This window comes from Glycomyces sp. NPDC021274 (assembly GCF_040641195.1).
Taxonomy (GTDB): Bacteria; Actinomycetota; Actinomycetes; order Mycobacteriales; family Micromonosporaceae; genus Glycomyces.
Genome location: NZ_JBFADC010000022.1, coordinates 1 through 17249, shown reverse-complemented (window position 1 = coordinate 17249; position 17249 = coordinate 1). Strand labels below are relative to the sequence as shown.

At 72.1% G+C, this 17249-nt stretch carries 17 protein-coding genes; 6 read left to right on the top strand and 11 right to left on the bottom strand.

Annotated elements, in window-relative coordinates:
• Nucleotides 1-24: 24 nt before the first annotated feature.
• Nucleotides 25-390, top strand: a complete 366-nt coding sequence (locus AB0I03_RS25770) for a nuclear transport factor 2 family protein (protein ID WP_360417149.1) — start codon at nt 25-27, stop codon at nt 388-390.
• Between the two features lie 115 nt (nt 391-505).
• Nucleotides 506-1048 carry a hypothetical protein gene (locus AB0I03_RS25765; RefSeq protein ID WP_360417147.1) on the top strand — a complete coding sequence of 181 codons (543 nt, stop codon included), beginning with the start codon at nt 506-508 and terminating at the stop codon, nt 1046-1048.
• Between the two features lie 179 nt (nt 1049-1227).
• On the opposite strand, the gene AB0I03_RS25760 is transcribed toward AB0I03_RS25765, so the two are convergent.
• The gene (locus AB0I03_RS25760) at nt 1228-2043 is read right to left on the bottom strand and encodes a helix-turn-helix domain-containing protein (protein ID WP_360417145.1); all 816 of its coding nucleotides are present in this window, start codon (nt 2041-2043) and stop codon (nt 1228-1230) included.
• Nucleotides 2044-2133: 90 nt separating this feature from the next.
• On the opposite strand from AB0I03_RS25760, the gene AB0I03_RS25755 reads away from it, so the two are divergent.
• A complete protein-coding gene (locus AB0I03_RS25755; protein WP_360417143.1) occupies nt 2134-3408 on the top strand; it encodes a glycoside hydrolase family 27 protein in 1275 nt (424 codons plus the stop codon).
• A 48-nt stretch (nt 3409-3456) separates the two neighbouring features.
• On the opposite strand, the gene AB0I03_RS25750 is transcribed toward AB0I03_RS25755, so the two are convergent.
• The 4 genes from AB0I03_RS25750 to AB0I03_RS25735 form a co-directional block, all read right to left on the bottom strand.
• Nucleotides 3457-4011, bottom strand: coding sequence for a GNAT family protein (locus AB0I03_RS25750; RefSeq protein ID WP_360417141.1), 555 nt, complete (start codon nt 4009-4011; stop codon nt 3457-3459).
• 79 nt (nt 4012-4090) lie between these two features.
• Nucleotides 4091-5230, bottom strand: coding sequence for a hypothetical protein (locus AB0I03_RS25745; protein WP_360417139.1), 1140 nt, complete (start codon nt 5228-5230; stop codon nt 4091-4093).
• A 20-nt stretch (nt 5231-5250) separates the two neighbouring features.
• Nucleotides 5251-6573, bottom strand: a complete 1323-nt coding sequence (locus AB0I03_RS25740) for an NAD(P)/FAD-dependent oxidoreductase (protein ID WP_360417137.1) — start codon at nt 6571-6573, stop codon at nt 5251-5253.
• Nucleotides 6574-6978: 405 nt separating this feature from the next.
• Nucleotides 6979-7845 carry a GNAT family N-acetyltransferase gene (locus tag AB0I03_RS25735; protein WP_360417135.1) on the bottom strand — a complete coding sequence of 289 codons (867 nt, stop codon included), beginning with the start codon at nt 7843-7845 and terminating at the stop codon, nt 6979-6981.
• Between the two features lie 97 nt (nt 7846-7942).
• Between AB0I03_RS25735 and AB0I03_RS25730 the strand changes: the two genes are divergently transcribed.
• A complete protein-coding gene (locus tag AB0I03_RS25730) occupies nt 7943-8665 on the top strand; it encodes an SDR family NAD(P)-dependent oxidoreductase (protein WP_360417133.1) in 723 nt (240 codons plus the stop codon).
• A 148-nt stretch (nt 8666-8813) separates the two neighbouring features.
• Here the strand turns inward: AB0I03_RS25730 and AB0I03_RS25725 are convergent, their stop codons facing one another.
• Complete coding sequence (locus AB0I03_RS25725; RefSeq protein ID WP_360417169.1) at nt 8814-9965, bottom strand: DUF6596 domain-containing protein; 1152 nt, start codon at nt 9963-9965, stop codon at nt 8814-8816.
• A 36-nt stretch (nt 9966-10001) separates the two neighbouring features.
• On the bottom strand, nt 10002-10412 hold the full coding sequence (locus AB0I03_RS25720; protein WP_360417131.1) for a YciI family protein: 411 nt from the start codon (nt 10410-10412) through the stop codon (nt 10002-10004).
• Nucleotides 10413-10625: 213 nt separating this feature from the next.
• Between AB0I03_RS25720 and AB0I03_RS25715 the strand changes: the two genes are divergently transcribed.
• Complete coding sequence (locus AB0I03_RS25715) at nt 10626-11882, top strand: amidohydrolase (protein ID WP_360417129.1); 1257 nt, start codon at nt 10626-10628, stop codon at nt 11880-11882.
• 49 nt (nt 11883-11931) lie between these two features.
• Here AB0I03_RS25715 and AB0I03_RS25710 read toward each other — a convergent pair whose 3' ends face one another.
• The 4 genes from AB0I03_RS25710 to AB0I03_RS25695 all read right to left on the bottom strand — a co-directional run bounded on the left by AB0I03_RS25710 (nt 11932) and on the right by AB0I03_RS25695 (nt 16079).
• Complete coding sequence (locus AB0I03_RS25710) at nt 11932-13074, bottom strand: Gfo/Idh/MocA family oxidoreductase (protein ID WP_360417167.1); 1143 nt, start codon at nt 13072-13074, stop codon at nt 11932-11934.
• A gap of 16 nt (nt 13075-13090) precedes the next feature.
• A complete protein-coding gene (locus tag AB0I03_RS25705; RefSeq protein ID WP_360417127.1) occupies nt 13091-14212 on the bottom strand; it encodes a Gfo/Idh/MocA family oxidoreductase in 1122 nt (373 codons plus the stop codon).
• Nucleotides 14209-14979 (bottom strand): ThuA domain-containing protein, encoded by a 771-nt coding sequence (locus AB0I03_RS25700; protein WP_360417125.1) that lies wholly within the window; start codon nt 14977-14979, stop codon nt 14209-14211. Before AB0I03_RS25700 ends, AB0I03_RS25705 begins: the two co-directional genes overlap by 4 nt.
• Nucleotides 14980-15047: 68 nt before the next feature.
• Nucleotides 15048-16079, bottom strand: coding sequence for a LacI family DNA-binding transcriptional regulator (locus AB0I03_RS25695; RefSeq protein ID WP_360417123.1), 1032 nt, complete (start codon nt 16077-16079; stop codon nt 15048-15050).
• A gap of 143 nt (nt 16080-16222) precedes the next feature.
• Here AB0I03_RS25695 and AB0I03_RS25690 point away from each other — a divergent pair, with 143 nt between their 5' ends.
• Complete coding sequence (locus tag AB0I03_RS25690; RefSeq protein WP_360417121.1) at nt 16223-17080, top strand: alpha/beta hydrolase; 858 nt, start codon at nt 16223-16225, stop codon at nt 17078-17080.
• The last annotated feature ends 169 nt before the right edge of the window (nt 17081-17249 follow it).

Sequence of the window (17249 nt, the reverse complement as noted above, 5' to 3'; positions counted from 1 at the left end):
TCCTCGCCGACAGCTGGAGGAAGCATGTCCGTCGAAACCGAGGTCCAGGCGGTGGCGGAGGCATTCGGGCGCGCGCTGCTCGCCAACGACCCTCCCGCGATCGCCGACCACTTCACCGACGACTGGGTGTACGTCGGCCCCGACGGCAAGGTCGCCAAAGCCGACCTGATCGAGTGGATCGCCTCCGGCCGCCTCGCCCACCTCACCATGGAGGCGGTCGGGCCCGAGCACACTGTCGCAACAGGAGACGCGCTCCTGGTCACCTGTCGGCGCACCAGCACCGGCACTTGGGAAGGCGAGCCGTACACGGCCGACGAATGGATCACCGACCTCTGGGTCCGCAGCGACGGGACCTGGAAATGCGCCTTCAGCCAGAAGACCCCTGCTTGAACGGAGCAGGGACTACGCGCCGGCGTTGCGACTCGGCCACGGGTCCTTGCGGATGCGGGCCTGCTCTGGGCGCATCCGGGAGGGGTCCCGCGGCGGGCCGGAGACACTGGGGCGCATGTACCTTCAGCGCCTTGCCGTCCCGGTCCGCCGGGCCGCCGCTGTGGCCGGACTCGCCGCCGCGTTCGCGGTAGCGGCAGGCTGCAGTTCGACCTCGGATACGCCCTCGCCGTCGCCCACTCCGGAGACGACGTCGATCGCACCGCCGACGCCGAGTGAACCACCGTCGCCCACGCCTTCCCCCACGCCGAGCCCGACCCCGGCCGGGCCTCCCGCCTACTGCGACGACCTCGCCGACTTCGCCGCCGAATTCGAGGACTTTCACCAAGGACTCCAAGACGGCGACAGCAGCGACTTCGACGTGCGCGTCGACCTCGCCGAGCAGGCCGGTGCCGTGGCCACCGCCGCCACCACCATGTTCGGCGCACCGGTCGACATCTCCGCCGCAGTGCTGACACTCGGCAATGAGGCCCTCGACGCCGGCGATCAGATCCTCGATGGCGCTTCACTTGACACCGCCGCGGCAGAACTCGAGGACGAGACCGCGGTCAATGCGCTGGACACCGTCAACCGTCAGCTCGACGACGGCGAGTGCGCTTGAAAGCCGCTGCGCAGCAGGCCGATCAGGATCCGTTCGATCGTGCCGACGCTTTCCACGGCCAAAGGCGCCGAGCAGTCCGGGAGCGCGACGGTCGAAGCTCCTGCAGCGCGCTTCGACCGCCTCGTCCCACGTGCTGGCCGGCCTCGTCGCATCGGGGCAATGGCCCCGGCTCGCATCGTTCAGTCGGATCCGGGGGTGCGGAGGGCCGCGCGGTACTGGCCCGGGCTGGTGCCGACGAGTTTGGCGAACTGGGCGTAGAAGTTGCTGCCCGAGCCGAAACCGGCGGCGTAGCCGACCGCCGAGCAGTCGAGGTCGGTGGTCGCGAGGAGGCGCTGGGCCTCGGCGACGCGGCGGCGGAGCAGGAAGTCCCCCATGGTCATGTGCCAGGCCTTGCGGAACAGGGTCATGGCGTACTCGGTGTTCAGGTGCACCACCGCCGCGACGTCAGCGGTCGTGATCGGATCGCGGAAGCGCTCCATGATGTAGGCCGCCATGCCCAGAGGCCGCGAGGCCGGCCCGGTGCCGCTGGGCGTGCGGGCGGCGCGGAGGGTGCGGCGCATGAGCGCGTGCACCTCCAGGAGCGCGGCGTCCGCATCGCGGCCCGCGAAGTCCGCCTCCCAGCGCCGCCAGACACTCTGTGAATCCACATCGGACGGCACGGCGGCGAGGGCCGGTCGGCCCTCGAGGAGGGCGCGCAGCTCGGGTGCCGGCAGGTCCCAGGTCAGCACCGTGGAGAGCGGGACATGCGCCCAGCAGACCTCGGCGGGTTCACCCTCGGGCGCGAGCAGCCGGTGGGGCAGGCTCGCCCAGAACACCGCCGACTGCCCCTCCTCGACGCGGAGGCGGCGCTCGCCGAACAGGTACTCGATGGCCCCGCTGGTGACGACGTTCAACTCGATGTCGTCGTGGCTGTGCGCGCCGTCCATCGCCGGGGCCGCGCCGTGGGCGACCCAGATCCCGGCGTGGGCGGGGACCGCCACCGCTTCGTGCTTCACGAGGGGCGATGCTAGCCGAACAAAGGATCCCGGAGGAACCGCCAAGCGGACCGGATTCACGTCCGCGCGGCCGCGGTTAGGTTTGAGCCCATGACGTCGACATCTGCGAGGAAGCTCGCCGCGCAACGCCCGCCCATGGGCTGGAACAGCTGGGACTGCTTCGGCGGGGCGGTGACCGAGGACCAGGTCGTCGCGAACGCCGAGTACATGGCCGCCGAGCTCCTGCCGTTCGGCTGGGACACGGTCGTGGTCGACATCCAGTGGTACGAGCCGGATCCGGGCGTGGAGCACGGCTACAACCCGGTCGCCGACCCGGTGCTCGACGCGTGGGGGCGGCAGCTCCCGGCCCCGAACCGGTTCCCTTCGGCCGCAGACGGGTCGTTCAAGCCGCTGGCCGACCGCGTGCACGCGCTGGGCCTGCGGTTCGGCGTGCACATGATGCGCGGCATCCCGAAGAAGGCGGTCGAGCTGGACCTCCCTGTCCTCGGGGGCGACACCACCGCGGCGCAGATCGCCGACCGCGAGAACGCGTGCACCTGGAACCCGGACAACTACGGCATCGACCATGCCCGGCCCGGCGCGCAGGCGTACTACGACTCGCAGGTCGCGCAGTTCGCCGAGTGGGGCGTCGACTTCGTGAAGCTCGACGACGTGCTTCACCCGCCGACGCAGAGCGTCGAGATCGCCGCGTACTCGCGCGCGATCGACAAGTGCGGGCGCCCGATCGTGCTGAGCCTCTCGCCGGGGAAGGCCCTGTCCTTCGCGCACCTCGACGCGCTCCGCGAGACCGCGGAGATGTGGCGCATCTCCGACGACCTGTGGGACGACTGGGACGCGCTACGGGAGATGTTCCAGCGCGCCGCGCGCTGGGCGCCGCACCAGGTGCCGGGCGCGTGGGGCGACGCCGACATGCTGCCGCTGGGGCGCATCGGCATCACCGCGCACGCAGGTCCGGACCGCTTGTCGCGCTTGACGTTCGACGAGCAGCGCACGATGCTCACGCTGTGGTGCATGATGCGTTCGCCGCTGATGTTCGGCGGGCATCTCCCCGACACGCCGCCAGAGACGCTGGCGCTGCTGCGCAATCCCGAGGTGCTTGCGCTCCTGGGCAGCCGGAGCAGCCGCGAGGTCGTCCGCGACCACTCGCTGGTCGTGTGGCGGGCCGATCTCGACGATGCGGAGGCGTGCGCGGTGTTCTGGCTCGGCGACGAGCCGGCCGACCTCGACGTCCACCTCGCGGACGTCGGCAGCGCGCACCGGAGCCGGGTCCGCGACCTGTGGGAGGGCACTGATGTTCCGGTCAAGGACGGGTCGGTCCGCGTCCGGGTCCCTGCGCACGGCACGCGGCTGCTGCGCCTGGAGTAAGTGAGCCTGAGCGAAGGCCCGTGCCCGGTCAGGGTGCGGGCCTTCGGTCTACGCGTCCCGGGCGGCGCGCCATTCCGGGGCGAGGACGGACCAGATCTCCATGTCGTAGCGTTCGCCGCGGTGGAGGTAGGCCTCGCGGACGACGCCCTCCTTGGTCATGCCGAGGCGTTCGGCGACGGCGATGCTGGGGGCGTTGCGGGTCGAGGCCCACCAGTCGACGCGGTGGATGCCGCGGACCTCGACGGCCCAGTCGATGATGGCGGTGACCGCGCGGGTCACCAGGCCCTTGCCGAGGGCGGCGGGTTCGAGCCAGCAGCCGGCCTCGGCGGTCTCCATGCGGAAGTCCATGGCGCGGAAGAGGACGCCGCCGACGAGGGTGCCGTCGAGCCAGATGCCCCAGATGCGGCCGGTGTCCGCGGCGGCCTTGTCCGCGTAGGTCTCGAGGAAGCGCCGGGCCGCGTCCGCATCGGCGACGACGTCCGCGATCGCGACGTGCCGTCCGATGAACTCGCGTCCGCGGTCCATGTGGGTCGCGAACTCCTCGGCGAGGTCGGGCGTCAGGGGGCGCAGTTCCGCGCCTTCGCCTAGGGAAGTCTTGAACATGCGTCCTCCGGATCTGACCGCGCCGACAGACGACATGCTCTCACATGCGGGTCGGGCCAGGCCTGCTCGGCCGAGACGATCAACCGGGTGCTGAGGAACCACTGCGCCGCAACGCGTTCAGGGTCACCTCAGGCTCCGGGGTGTGCGGGCTTGCCGCCCGGCGCTGCCAGTAGGCGTAGACCGCGGCGGCGAGGAGCGGGCCCCAGAGCGGGGCGGGGAAGATGAGGAGGGTCAGGAAGGCGTCCATCGGATAGCCCGACTCGACCGCTCTGACCACGAGCCCGGGCGCGGCGATGCAGAGCACCCCGGCACCGATCATGCCGGGGACGACGGCCAGCTTGACCGGGACGTCGCGGTCGCCGACGAGCGGAACCCAGCGGGGGAACCGCTCGCCCCACCGGCTGATCAGCCCGAGGGTGAGGACCAGGGCGAGTATCGCCGAGAGACCGATCATGACCCCTTGAAGCCGCGCCGAAGGAGCGTCGACGGCCGCGGTCGACTGCATGACGAGTTCGATGCGGCCGGTCACGGGGTCGAGCCCGCCGAGGGGCCACGGCGTGAGCCACGAGAGGCGCACCAGCGCATACGGGACGGCGCCGAGCGCGGCCAGGATCGTCACCGTCCGAGCCCACCGGGGGCCGCCGGTGGCCGACCGGCCGCGCACCAGCGACGTGTACGCCAGCCAGGCCCACACGCCGCCGATGGCGGCCATCGCCCACGACCAGGCAATGCGGATCCCGAACTCGCCGAAGCCCTTCGCGACGCTCTGGAGGTAGCGGCCGACGACGCCGCCGTCGAGCAGGCCGGTCGCCAGCGCGATCGTCAGTGCCGCCAGGGCCGCGGCGGCGGCGTATCCGACCGGGTGGCGCCGGGCGACCCCGACCGCGGTGAGGATGAGCGCGCCGCCGACGACGACCGGGATGAGCGCGTACCCGATCGACGCCATGAGCGACGCGTCCGACATGACCAGCAGGTAGAGCGCGGCCTGGGCCGCCGCTCCCCCGCCCTCCAGGGCAGGGCGGGCGGTGAACGCCAGGGCGAGGCCGAGCGCGCCGGAGGCGAGCATGAGCCCGGCGGCGAGGTCGCGTCCGATGAGGTGGGTGACGCTCACGGTGACCGCGTCGGCCGCGCCGAACGGGTAGCTCGCGGGGACGGCGAGCCAGAGGACGCCGATCGCGAGGGCGGCAAGGGAGACGGTGAGTGCGGGAAGGCGCTGCATGGGACTGGTCCTTCAGTGCGCTACTTCGCCGCCGGGACGCGCGGCGGCAGGGCGGGGAGTTCGGGGTCGGCGGTGTCGAGTGGCACCGCGGGCGAGCGGACGAGTCCGAACTGGACGCTCTGGCGCCGTAGGAGGGCGTCGAGGGTCCAGTCGACGGCGGTCCTGATGCGGTTGGCGGGCATGGCCATCAGGTGGTAGCCGCGGGTGACGACCTTCGCGGGCAGGCCCGAGAGGGGGATGCCGAGGGGTTTGGCGGCGGCCTGCATGCCGCCGAGGTCGACGACGAAGCCGAGGTCGTGGTGCTTGTAGGGGCGGGCGGTGCCGTGGCCGAGCGACGCGGCCACGTTGCGGGCGACCGCGTTGCCCTGGCGTTCGGCGTGCTGGCCGGTCATGGCGCAGATCTCGCCGGGCCGGGTCAGGTCGGGCACGGCGGCGGCGTCGCCGCAGGCGTAGATCTCGGGGCGTCCGGGGACGGCGAGGAACTCGTCGACATCGATGCGGCCCTGGAGTGTCGCGAGTCCGATGTCGGCGGCGACGGGGTCGGGGCGCACGCCCGCGCTCCACACGATGGTGCGGGTGGGCACGAACTCGCCGTCGGTGAGCGCGACGCCTGCGGCGGTGGCCTCTTCTACCGAGGTGCCGGGCCGGACTTCAACGCCGCGGCGGCGCAGCACGCGGTCGGCGGTGGCCGCCAGGCGGGGCGAGAGTTCGGGCAGGACCCGCTCGGCCCGGTCGAGGAGGAGCCAGCGGACCGGCTGGTCGCGCAGTTGCGGGTGCTTGCGGGTGAGGGCCCTGGTGAGGAGCTGCCCGGCGGCGGCGACCTCGGTGCCGGTGTAGCCGGCGCCGACGACGACGAAGGTGCAGCGGGCGGCGCGTTCTGCCGGGTCCTCGGCGGTGGCGGCGAGTTCGATCTGGCGGATGAGGTGGTCGCGCAGGTAGATCGCCTCGGGGATGCCGCGGAATCCGTGGCTGTGCTCAGCCACGCCCGGGATGGGCAGGACCTTGTTGACGCTGCCGACGGCGAGCACGAGGCGGTCGTACTCGAGTTCGCCGCGGGTCTCCTCGGGGTCGCGGTAGTGGACGCGCTTGGCGCCGACGTCGACGTGGTCGACGGTGCCGAGGACGAGGCGCACGCCGGGCAGGGTGTCGGTGAGCGAGACGGCGATGCGGCGAGGGTCGAGCACGCCGGCGGCCACCTCGGGCAGCAGCGGGAGGTAGAGCGAGTAGTCGGTCGGGTTGACGAGCACGACTTCGACGCGGCCCTTGAGGTGGCGCGAGAGTTTGCGGGCGGCGTGGAATCCGGCGAATCCGGCTCCGACGATCACGATGCGGGGATGGCGCATGGCTTGGCTCCTATGGCGAGGCGGGAAGCTCCGATCGCAATGGACAGTCGTCGTTGACCGCGACCAGGTGGTTCTCGCTATAGGTTCATCTTGCATGCGCCCCAAGTGCTTACGGGTCCCCCGCGAGGGGGAGCGCCCTCCCCTGCGCGAGGGGAACGCGGTGACCGTCGGTGATCGGCCTCACGAGGCCGTGCGGAAGACGGGGTCGGGCGAGGCCGTTGCGGGTCAACGGGACGCGCCCGCGCTCCGACGACGGCCGAGCTGGGCGCGCCCGGTGCGGGCGAACGGGACGCGCCCGCGCTCTCGACTTCGCTGCGGTGCGTTCGCGCTGGGCGCGACCGGGTTCGCGCTCAGGCCGCGCGGGCACGGTCGAGGCGTGTTCGGCGGCCTCCGGCTCGGGCTCGCTCAGGCCGCGCGGGCGCGGTCGAAGCGCTCGGGGAGCGGGTCGAAACCGGCGGCGCGGTAGGTGGCGACGGCACTGGTGAGCGAGCTCGGCGTGCAGACCATGGCGCTGGAGGAGCCGAGTTCCTGGAGCGCGGCGGCGGCCGCGATGCAGATCGCCTTGCCGTGGCCGCGGCCCCGGTGGTCCGCGTGCACGCCCATGGGTTCGATGAGTCCGGGCCTGCCGGGCCCGGCTGACCACACGGTCACCAGGGCCACGGCGTCGCCGTTCTCGTCGAAGCCGATGAGGCAGCGGGCGTCGGCGTACGCCGGGCCGGCGGCCATCGCCTGCCAGCGCTCCACAGAGAAAGTCGAGCCCTCGAACGCGGACCGCTGCAGGGAGGCACGCAGTTCTGCCTGCTCCGGCCCGGCCACTTCGATGCGCAGGCCCGCGTCTTCGACCGGTGCGGACAGGTCGCGGCGCAGCGGCGTCCAGGCCTCGTCGGTGCCCCAACCGGTCTCGGCCAGGTGCTCGTGAAGCGCCGCGCCCTCCGGCACTTCGGCGTTCACCTTGCCCGCGGGCAGGACGCCGCGCTCGGGATCATCGAGGTCGGCGGCCATCCGCCGCGCGAGGGCCTCGTCATGGAGGAGGTCCGGTGCGGTGGTCACCCGCAGCACATCGGGTCCGTCGAGGAAGCCGACCGCCAGGATCCGGCCGTCGCGGGACCAGGTCCGTACAGATGCGGCGGTCCTTTCGGCACCGAGCTGCCAGAACCAGCCGAGGTCGCCCGGGTGGAGTTGCATCGGCACGTCGTCGGACTGCCATGCCCGCAGCGCTGCTACGGCGTCGTCGAGTTCGTCGGTTCGCGGCGTGCGCAGCTCGATGTCCATGCCGTGATCACACACCGCCGCGCCGGTCGCCGCAACCGATTATCGGGTCCGATCGCGGGTATCTTCGGCCCCGCAGGCATTCGACGAAAGGAACGCCATGGCGCTCATCCTGATCACCGGGGCCTCGACCGGACTCGGCCTGGCCGCCGCGCAGACGCTCGCGGCGGCGGGCCACGAGGTCGTCGTGCACACGCGCAGCATCGACGGGCTTCCCGACCTGGATCTGCGCGGATCCGTCCATGGTGATCTGTCGCTGATGGACGATACGGCAGTGGTCGCCGAGCAGGCCGACACGTTCGGGCGCTTCGACGCGGTGATCCACAACGCCGGGGTCTACCGCGATCCCGGTGCGCTGCAAGTGAACACGGTCGCGCCGTACCTGCTCACGGCGCTGATGTCGAAGCCGCGCAGGCTGATCTACCTGAGCAGCGGCTACCACCTCGACGGATCCACCGACCTGGACGCGATCGACTTCAACGAAACGCGGGTGCGGCCCGGCGCGTACGAGGACTCGAAGCTGTACGAGACGGCGCTGGCGTTCGCGGTCGCGCGCCGCTGGGCCGACACCGTGTCGCACGTGGTCGATCCCGGCTGGGTCCCGACCCGCATGGGCGGCCCCGGCGCGCCCGGCGACCTCGAGGAGGGGCACCGGACGCAGGAGTGGCTGGCCACGGCGCCGGACGAGGCGATCGAGCCGCGCACCGGCGGCTACTGGCATCACCGCCGCATCAGCCGCTCGCACCCGGCGGCATCGGACCCGGACTTCCAGCACGAGCTGATCGGGCGGCTCGAGGCCCACACGGGTGTGAAGCTCGGTTAGGGCCGGTCCGGCGGATCAGGCCGGTCGTTGCCCGGCCCCGTTCGCCGCGTTGTCGGCGCGTCTGCGGTCTCGGCGACGCTTGCGAGCCGTCGATCGGCAGGGCGAGCGAAGGCATGGCTCGGATACCGCCGCCCCCTGATTCGTGGTGCTAGCCGCGGTTGAGGCGCGCGGCCTGCTTCAGCAGATGCGCGTGCTCGGCCAGGATCGCCGTGGCTTCGGCCGCCGCCTTGTAGAGCCGGGCCGCCTCCTTCAGGTTCCCGGCGCGCTCGTGCAGGTACGCGGCGACGGCGTCGCGGCGCGGCAGGCCCGGGTCGAGCGCTTCGACCAGGCGCAGCCCCGCGAGCGGGCCGTCCACGTGCCCGACCGCGACCGCCCGGTTGAGGGCCACGACCGGGCTGTCCGGGGTGATCCGGGCGAGCTCGTCGTACCACTCGAGGATCTGCGCCCAGTCGGTCTCGTCGGCCGAGGCCGCGTCGTCGTGGAGTGCGGCGATCGCCGCCTGCGCCTGGTACTCGCCGACCCTGTCCATGGCCAGCGCGTGCTGCAGCAGGTCGACGCCTTCGGCGATCATGCCGGTGTCCCACAGGGTCCGGTCCTGCTCGGCGAGCGGCACGAGCTGGCCCGCGGCGTCGGTGCGGGCCGGGCGGCGCGCGTGGTGGAGCAGGAGGAGCGCGAGCAGGCCCGCGGCCTCCGGGTCGTGCGGCACCGAGGCGACCAGTTGGCGCGCGAGGCGGATCGCCTCGGCCGAAAGGTCCTCTTCGGACGGTTCACCGACGAAGCCCTGGTCGAACATGAGGTAGAGCACGCGCAGCACTGCCCGCACGTCGCCGGGCTCCTCGAACCGCTGCCCGGCGAGGGTCCGCTTCGCGCGTGAGATGCGTTGCGCCATGGTCGATTCGGGGACGAGGAACGCGCGGGCGATCTGGGCCGTGGTGAGGCCGCCGACCGCGCGGAGGGTCAGCGCGATGGCGGACGCGGGCGAGAGGGCCGGGTGGCAGCAGCGGCTGAGCAGCAGGAGCGTGTCGTCGGCCTGCCCGGCAGGACCGGCGGCCGGCTCGCGGTGCACCGCGATCTCGCGCATGGCCCGGGAGGACGCCGAGCGGCGCGCGTCCAGGAACTTGCGCCAGGCGACGGTGACGAGCCAGGCCTTGGGCTCGTCCGGTGCACCCTGTTCCCAGCTGCGCACGGCTTCGGCGAGCGCGTCCTGGACGGCGTCCTCGGCCGCCGCGAAGTCGGCTCCGCGGCGGACGAGGACGCCCAGCACTTGCGGGGTGAGCACCCGCAGCAGTTGATCGTCGATCATTCGACAGGTATTCCTTGCCCGTGCTGCCTGCGCTTATTCGACCGCCGGCGCGCCGCTGTGGAACGGCCGCACCTCGAGCCACTCGTGGAGCGGCAGGCTGTCCTTGCCGGGCGCGGAGGAGAGGTAGGCGGCGGCCTCGTAGGCGCGCTCCTTGGATTCGACGTCGATGACCATCCACCCGGCGATGAGGTCCTTGCTCTCGGCGAACGGGCCGTCGGTGACCGGCGGCTTCCCCTCGCCGTCGTAGCGCACGAACTCGCCCTGCGGGGCGAGTGCTTGCGCGTCCACGAACTCGCCGCGTGCCTTGAGGTCCTCGATCATGTCGCCCATGAACTGGATGTGCGCGGTGATCTCCTCCGGAGTCCAGTCCTCCATCGGCGCTTCGGCGTTGGCGTGCTGCTTCGGTCCGCCGCGGTAGTGCTTGAGCAACAGGTACTTGGCCATGATGGCGCTCCTTCGTTTCGGGCGGCTCGTTCGCCGCTGACAACACTAGGACGCAGCCGGTTCCCGGTTCTCGACATCCCCGCTCAACTTTTCTCCAGGTTTTTTCGGGGGCCCGCCTCACCGTGCTTCCGGGGGCTGGCGTGCTGGTGCCGGGCGGCCGGAATCCGAAGAATCAGAGAGGTCAACACCCCCCTCGAATCCGAAGGAGACGCCATGTCCCGCTTCACGATCGACACCCCCGCGCTCACCCGCCGCGCCGTGATCGGCGCGGCGGCGGCAGCCGCTGCCACCGCCGTCCCCGCGGCGGCGCACGCCGACGCCGCCCTCGACCAGGACGCGATCGACGCCGCGACCGCACGCATCGAAGCCGACCTCATCGCACTGCGGCGCGACCTCCACGCCCACCCCGAAGGCCCCGGCGAGGAGGCCCGGACGGCCGCGCTGGTCGCCGAGCACCTCGCCGCGGCAGGGCTCACGGTGGCGACGGGCGTCGGCGGGCACGGGGTCGTCGGCGTCCTCAAGGGCCGCCGCCCGGGCCGCACCGTCGCGTTCCGCGCCGACATGGACGCCGTACCGGGGAACGGGACGACCGGCCCGGAGCACCTGTGCGGGCACGACCTCCACACCGCGGTCGGCGTCGGGACCGCCCTGACGCTGGCGTCACTGCGCTCCCGCCTGCACGGCACGGTGGTGTTCGTGTTCCAGCCCGCCGAGGAGAGCCTCGCCGGGGCGCGGGCGATGCTCGCCGACGGCGTGCTGGAGACCTACGGCTTCACGGAGATCCACGCGCTCCACTGCGGGCCGTTCCCGGTCGGCACGTTCGGCGTCAACCCCGGGCTCGGCCTGCCCGGCCAAGACCACGGCTCGGTCGTGGTCACCGGGGCGGACGCGCAGGCCCGCGCGGCGGCGCTGGCCGCCGAGATCGCCGGGCTCTCGACCGTGGCGGCGCCGGCGGACTCCGCTGACCTCGAGGAGCTGGTGGCGCAGCTCCAGACCGAGGACGGGCCACTCGCCGAGTTCGTGAACATGCGCGCTCACGCCTCGGGGTCCGAGGACCGGGCCGAGGTGCAATTGTCCTACCGCTGCTGGCCCGAGGAGCGGTACACGGAGGTCCGTGCCGAGGTCGCGCGCCTCGCCGAACCCTATGGCGGCGTGGACTTCCCGAACGACCCGTTCCCGGCCCTGGTCTGCCCCGAGGAGGACGCGCACGAGCTGCGGCGGCACCTGCGCCGCGCCATGGGACGCAACACGGCCACGGTGATGCACGCCGTGGTGCCGTTCAACGGCGAGGACTTCGCGCTGTTCATCCGGCAGGTGCCCGGGACGTTCACGTGGCTCGGCGTGCGCGCCCCGGGGACCGATGTGGCGACGGCGGCCCCGCACTTCCCGCCGTTCGAGCCCGACGAGGCCGCGATCGGCCACGGTGTGCGGGCCATGGCCGGGTGGCTCGCCCGCCGCACCCGCTGCTGACACGGCGAAGGCCCGGCCGCTGCTCGCGGCCGGGCCTTCGTCACGTGCGCTAGACGCTGGTCCAGCGGCTCTCGTCCTCGGCGCTCGCCTCGACCGCGGCCAGGACCCGCTGCACGCGCAGCGCGTCCGCGAACGACGGCGTCGGCTGCTCGCCGTTCGCGATGGCACCCACGAGGTCCACGACCTGGTGGGTGAACGCGTGCTCATAACCGAGCCCGTGCCCGACCGGCCACCAGTTGCCCGTGTACGGGTGCTCGGGCTCGGTCGCCTGGATCTTGCGGAAGCCCGAGTTCGGTCCGTCCGCCGAGTCGTAGAACCACAGCGAGTTCATGTCCTCGAAGTCGAACGCGAGGGACGCCTTGGAGCCGTTGAGCTCCACGCGCATCGCGTTCTTGCGGCCCAGCGCGAAACGCGTCGCCTCGAAGACGCCCACGGCCCCGTCGTCGAAGCGGGCGGTGAACATCGCGGCGTCGTCCACGGTGACCGGGCCCTTCGGTCCGTCGGCGCCGCCGACACCGCCCAGGCCCACGAAGTCGCCTCCCACGGGGCGTTCCTTCACGAAGGTCTCCATGATCGCCGAGACGCCCGTGATGCTCGACCCTGCGACCCACTGTGCGGCGTCGATGATGTGCGCGCCGATGTCGCCCAGCGAGCCCGAACCGGACTTCGACTTGTCGAGGCGCCAGGTCAGCGGCGCGTTCTCGTCGGTGAGCCAGTCCTGCAGGTACTGCGCGCGCACGTGCCGGATCGGCCCCAGCGCACCCGATTCGACCAGCCGCTTCGCCAGCGAGAGCGCGGGCGTGCGGCGGTAGGAGAAGCCGCACATCGCGTACACGCCGTTGGCCTTCGCGGCCTCGGCGGCGGCCGTCATCTGCTCGGCCTCCTCGACCGAGTTCGCCAGGGGCTTCTCGCACAGCACGTGCTTGCCCGCCTCGAGCGCGGCGATCGCGATCTCGGCGTGCAGGTTCCCGGGGACGCAGATGTCGATGAGGTCGATGTCGTCGCGCTCGATGAGCCGGCGCCAGTCGGTCTCATGAGAGTCCCAGCCGAGCTTCACCGCCGCCGCGGCGACCCGCTCGGGGTCGCGCCCGGCGAGCGCGGTCATGCGCGGTGCGAGGGGCAGGTCGAAGAAGCGCGGCGCGGTGCGCCACGCGTGCGAGTGGGCCGCGCCCATGAAGGCGTAGCCGATCATGCCAACGTTGAGGGATTCACTCACTGTCGCTCCTCTTAGAGCTCAGGGCCTCCCGGACGGAAGGCCACGATTTCAGGACGGCGAGCACCTCCGGGTCGCGCTCGGCCGCGAGCGCCGCGTCATAGGAGCGGTCGAGCACGTCGTCGATCACGACCCGCCTGCCCCGTGACGCGCTCTGCGTCGCGGCTTCGACCATAGCGAGGCTCATGACGTTCGCGTGCACACGCCCCATCGGTTCGCTGCCGTCGCGGAGCGCGGTGATGAACTGCCGCAAGGAGCCCGCGATGTCCCGGCCGTGGTCCTCGCCGGGTTCGAAGGGCTCGTCCGGGACGGCGACCGGGTCGTCTTCGCCGTTCCAGAGGACCGATCCCTGCTCGGCCGAGATCCGCCAGGAGCCGTTCCAGGAGGTCTCGTGGCCGGGGCTGCACCAAGAGCCGTTGAACGTGAACCGGGCGCCGCCCTCCATCGCGAAGACCGCGTTCGCGGCCGCGTCGCCGGCGTACCAGCTCCAGACCGGGTTGTACTCCTCGCAGGAGACCGAGACGGGGTCGGCGTCGAGGAGGTAGCGGGCCATGTCGAACTGGTGGATGGCCATGTCGAGCAGGAGCGGGCTGGCCATCTCGTCGCGGAACCCGCCGAAGTGCGGCGACTGGAAGAAGTCGACCGAGACGATCCCGACCGCGCCGAGCCCGGCGAGCCGCTGCTTGGCCTGGTGGAGCGCCGGGTGGTAGCGGCGGTTCTGGCTGACCATGAACAGCTGCCCGGTGTGCTGGGCGGCGGCCGCGAGCGACAGGCCCTCGGCCACGGTGGCGGCGACCGGCTTCTCCCCCAGCACGGGGAAGCCCGCGTTGAGCGCGGCGATCGTGACCGGGTGGTGCGCTTCGGGAATGGTCGCGTTCACGATGGCGTCGGCGCCCGTGCGCTGCGCCAGCTCGATCGCGTCGGTGCCCGTGGCGAGGCCCTCGATGCCGGTCTCGGCGGCGGCCGATTCGGCTGCGGCGGGGAACAGGTCGGCGATGCCGACGAGTTCGGCGTCCGCACTGGCGATGATGTTCCGGTTCCAGGCCCGTCCCATGCCGCCCGCGCCGGCCACGATGAGCCGCAGGGGCCCTTCGGTCTCGATGGTGCTGAAGCTCATCGCTCGAACGCCCCTCGGTAGCCCTGGCCGTTGAAGAAGTCGTCGGTCTCGTAGCGCAGCAGGGTCGGCGTCTCGCGCTCGCGGTCCGGGCGGGCCCATTCGATGCCGTTGGCGATCACGTGGTTCACGTCCGGGTGGTGGTAGACCGGGAAGTCCTGGTCGCCGGGGCTGAAGTAGAAGATCCGGCCGAAGCCGCGGCGGTAGGTCATGCCGGAGCGGAAGACCTCGCCGCCGGTGAAGCCGGAGATGAAGATGAGCTCGTCCGGGGTCGGCACGTCGAAGTACTCGCCGTACATCTCCTGCTCGGGGATGACGATCGGGTTCGGGATGCCGCGGGCGATCGGGTGCTGCGGGTTCACGGTCCACACCAGTTCGCGGTCGTGCTCGCTGCGCCAGCGCAGCGTGCAGGTGGTGCCCATGAGCTTGGTGAAGATCTTGGACCAGTGCCCGGAGTGGAGCACGATGAGGCCCATGCCGGCGAGGACGTGGCGGTGCACGCGCTCGACGATCTCGTCCTCGACGTCGCCGTGGGCGGCGTGGCCCCACCAGATGAGGACGTCCGTGGCGTCCAGGACGTCGGAGGTCAGGCCGTGCTCGGGCTCGTCGAGGGTGTGGGTGGTGATCTGGGCCTTGTCGCCGAGCCATGCGCCGACGCCCTTGGCGATGGCGCCGTGCATGCCGTCGGGGTAGCGCTCGGCGACGGAGGGCTCGACCTGCTCGTGGCGGTTCTCGCCCCAGACGACCACTCGGATCGGTTCATTGGACATGTGGTGGGTCTCCTTTGGTGGTTGCGCACATTGTGAGCTTAAAAATCGTTGGCCGCCATCGGGATTCGTCAGACCGCGGGGTCGGTGCTGGAGCGCTCGACGAGCGACGGCGGCAAGAGGAGGTGTTCGGGGGCGTCGGGGCGTTCGATGACCAGGCGCACCAGTTCGGCGGCGATGGCCGCCGACGGCTGGCGGACCGAGGAGATGCCGACGGTGCCGAACGAGGTGAGCGTCGTGTCGTCGTAGCCGGTGACGGCCGCGTCCCGGCCCGGCACGAGCCCGCGGCTCTGGAGCGTGATGACCGCGCCGGCCGCGAGGGGGTCGGAGACGCAGATGATCGCGGTCGGGGGCCCGGTCGAATCAAGGAGGTCCGCGGTGACGCGGACGCCGGTCTCCAGGTCGCGGCCGCACTCGACGATCCGCGCGAGCGAGCCGGTGAGCCCGCGGCGCTCGCAGGCCTCCCGGTAGCCGATCTCGCGCTGGGCCATGGTGACGATGCCGGGGTCGGCGCCCACGAACGCCAGTTCGCGGTGGCCGCGGTCGGCGACGTGGTCGACGGCCATCGCGATGCCTTGGGCCGCATCGGCTTCGACCCAGGACCACGGGCTCGCGAAGGCCTCGGCGGTGCGGCCGTAGGCGGCGAACGGGATGCCGCGCTTGCGCAGGCCGACCGGGCGCGGGTCGTCCGGTCCCAGGTTGGAGATGACGAACCCGGCCGCGGACTGGCCGAAGTAGAGGTCTTCGCAGGCCCGCATGAGCGCTTCGGTGCCGCGCTCGGCGACGAGGGTGAGGTTGCGGTCGACGGCCTGGCAGCCGGCGGCGAGGTCGTGCACGAACGCGTCCATGTACTGGTTGCCCACCGAGTCCTGGGCGGGCAGGACGTAGGCGATCTGGCGCGGCTGTGCGAGCCTGAGGCTCCGGGCGACGAGGTTGTTGCGGTAGCGCAGCTCGCGCATGGCGGCGTGCACCTTCGCGCGGGTGGCCTCGGAGACGACCTCGGGCCGGTTGATGACGTTCGAGACGGTCATCGCGGAGACGCCGGCGAGGTCGGCGACGTCGGACATGCTCGCCTTGCGGGTGCCGGGCGCCTTGCCGCTCATCCGCCGCCTCCTCTCCGTCGTCGGCTTCGATTTTAAGCATAAAAATGGGTGAGGGTCAAACCTCGGCGATGAATTCGGCGGACGCTTGTCGTCATACCGGTGACACCCGCTGAACCAGCACGACTGTGAACGAGGAGACCCTCATGACCGAACCGCAGAGCCACACCGTCGAAGCCCCCGGCGCCGTCCTGCACTACGACGTGCGCGACGGAGCCGGCCCGACCCTGCTCCTGATCGGGTCGCCGATGGCCGCCCCCGGCTTCGCCACGCTCGCGAGCCACTTCGCCGGGCAACGCGTGGTCACCTACGACCCCCGCGGCTCCGAGCGCACCGTCCGCACCGACGGCGCGGACCAGAACACCGTCGAGGAGCACGCCGACGACCTGCGCCGCGTCATCGACGCGGTCGGCGGCGGACCGGTCGACGTGTTCGCCAGCAGCGGCGGCGCGGTGAACGCCCTCGCGCTGGTGGCCCGCCACCCCGAGCTGGTCCGCACCCTCGTCGCCCACGAGCCGCCGTCCGCCACCGCGCTGCCCGAGAGCGAGACGGCCCTCAAGGCCTGCAAGGACCTCCACGACACGTACCTGGCCTCCGGTTTCGGCGCGGGCATGGCGAAGTTCATCGCGCTCGTCTCCCACGAAGGGCCCATCACGGAGGCGTACCTGGCGCAGCCCGCCCCCGACCCGGCCGCGTTCGGGCTGCCGGCCGAGGACGATGGCGCCCGCGACGACGCGCTGCTGGGGCTGAACATCGTCACCTGCACCGGCTACCGGCACGACTTCGACGCGCTGCGCGCCGCCTCGACCCGCATCGTCCTCGGCGTTGGCGCCGACTCGGGCGAGACGTTCGCCGCGCGGGCAGCGGAAGGCGTGGCCCAGGAGCTGGGGACCGCCACGGTGGCCTTCCCGGGCGACCACGGCGGGTTCCTCGGCGGCGAGTACGGCCAGACCGGCAAGCCCGACGAGTTCGGGGCCAAGCTCCGCGACGTCCTCGCGGCCTGAACGCGCGCCCCGAAAGGAGCCGCGAGTGCGGCCTGAACGCCGGCCGGGGATGTGACGGTCGCTGCGGTGCACGGCACCGCCGAAGCCTGAACGCGCGAGCGCCGAAGCTGAACCGACCGCAAGGAGTCCCGATGACCTACGACCCGAGCGACATGGACCGATTCCGCCG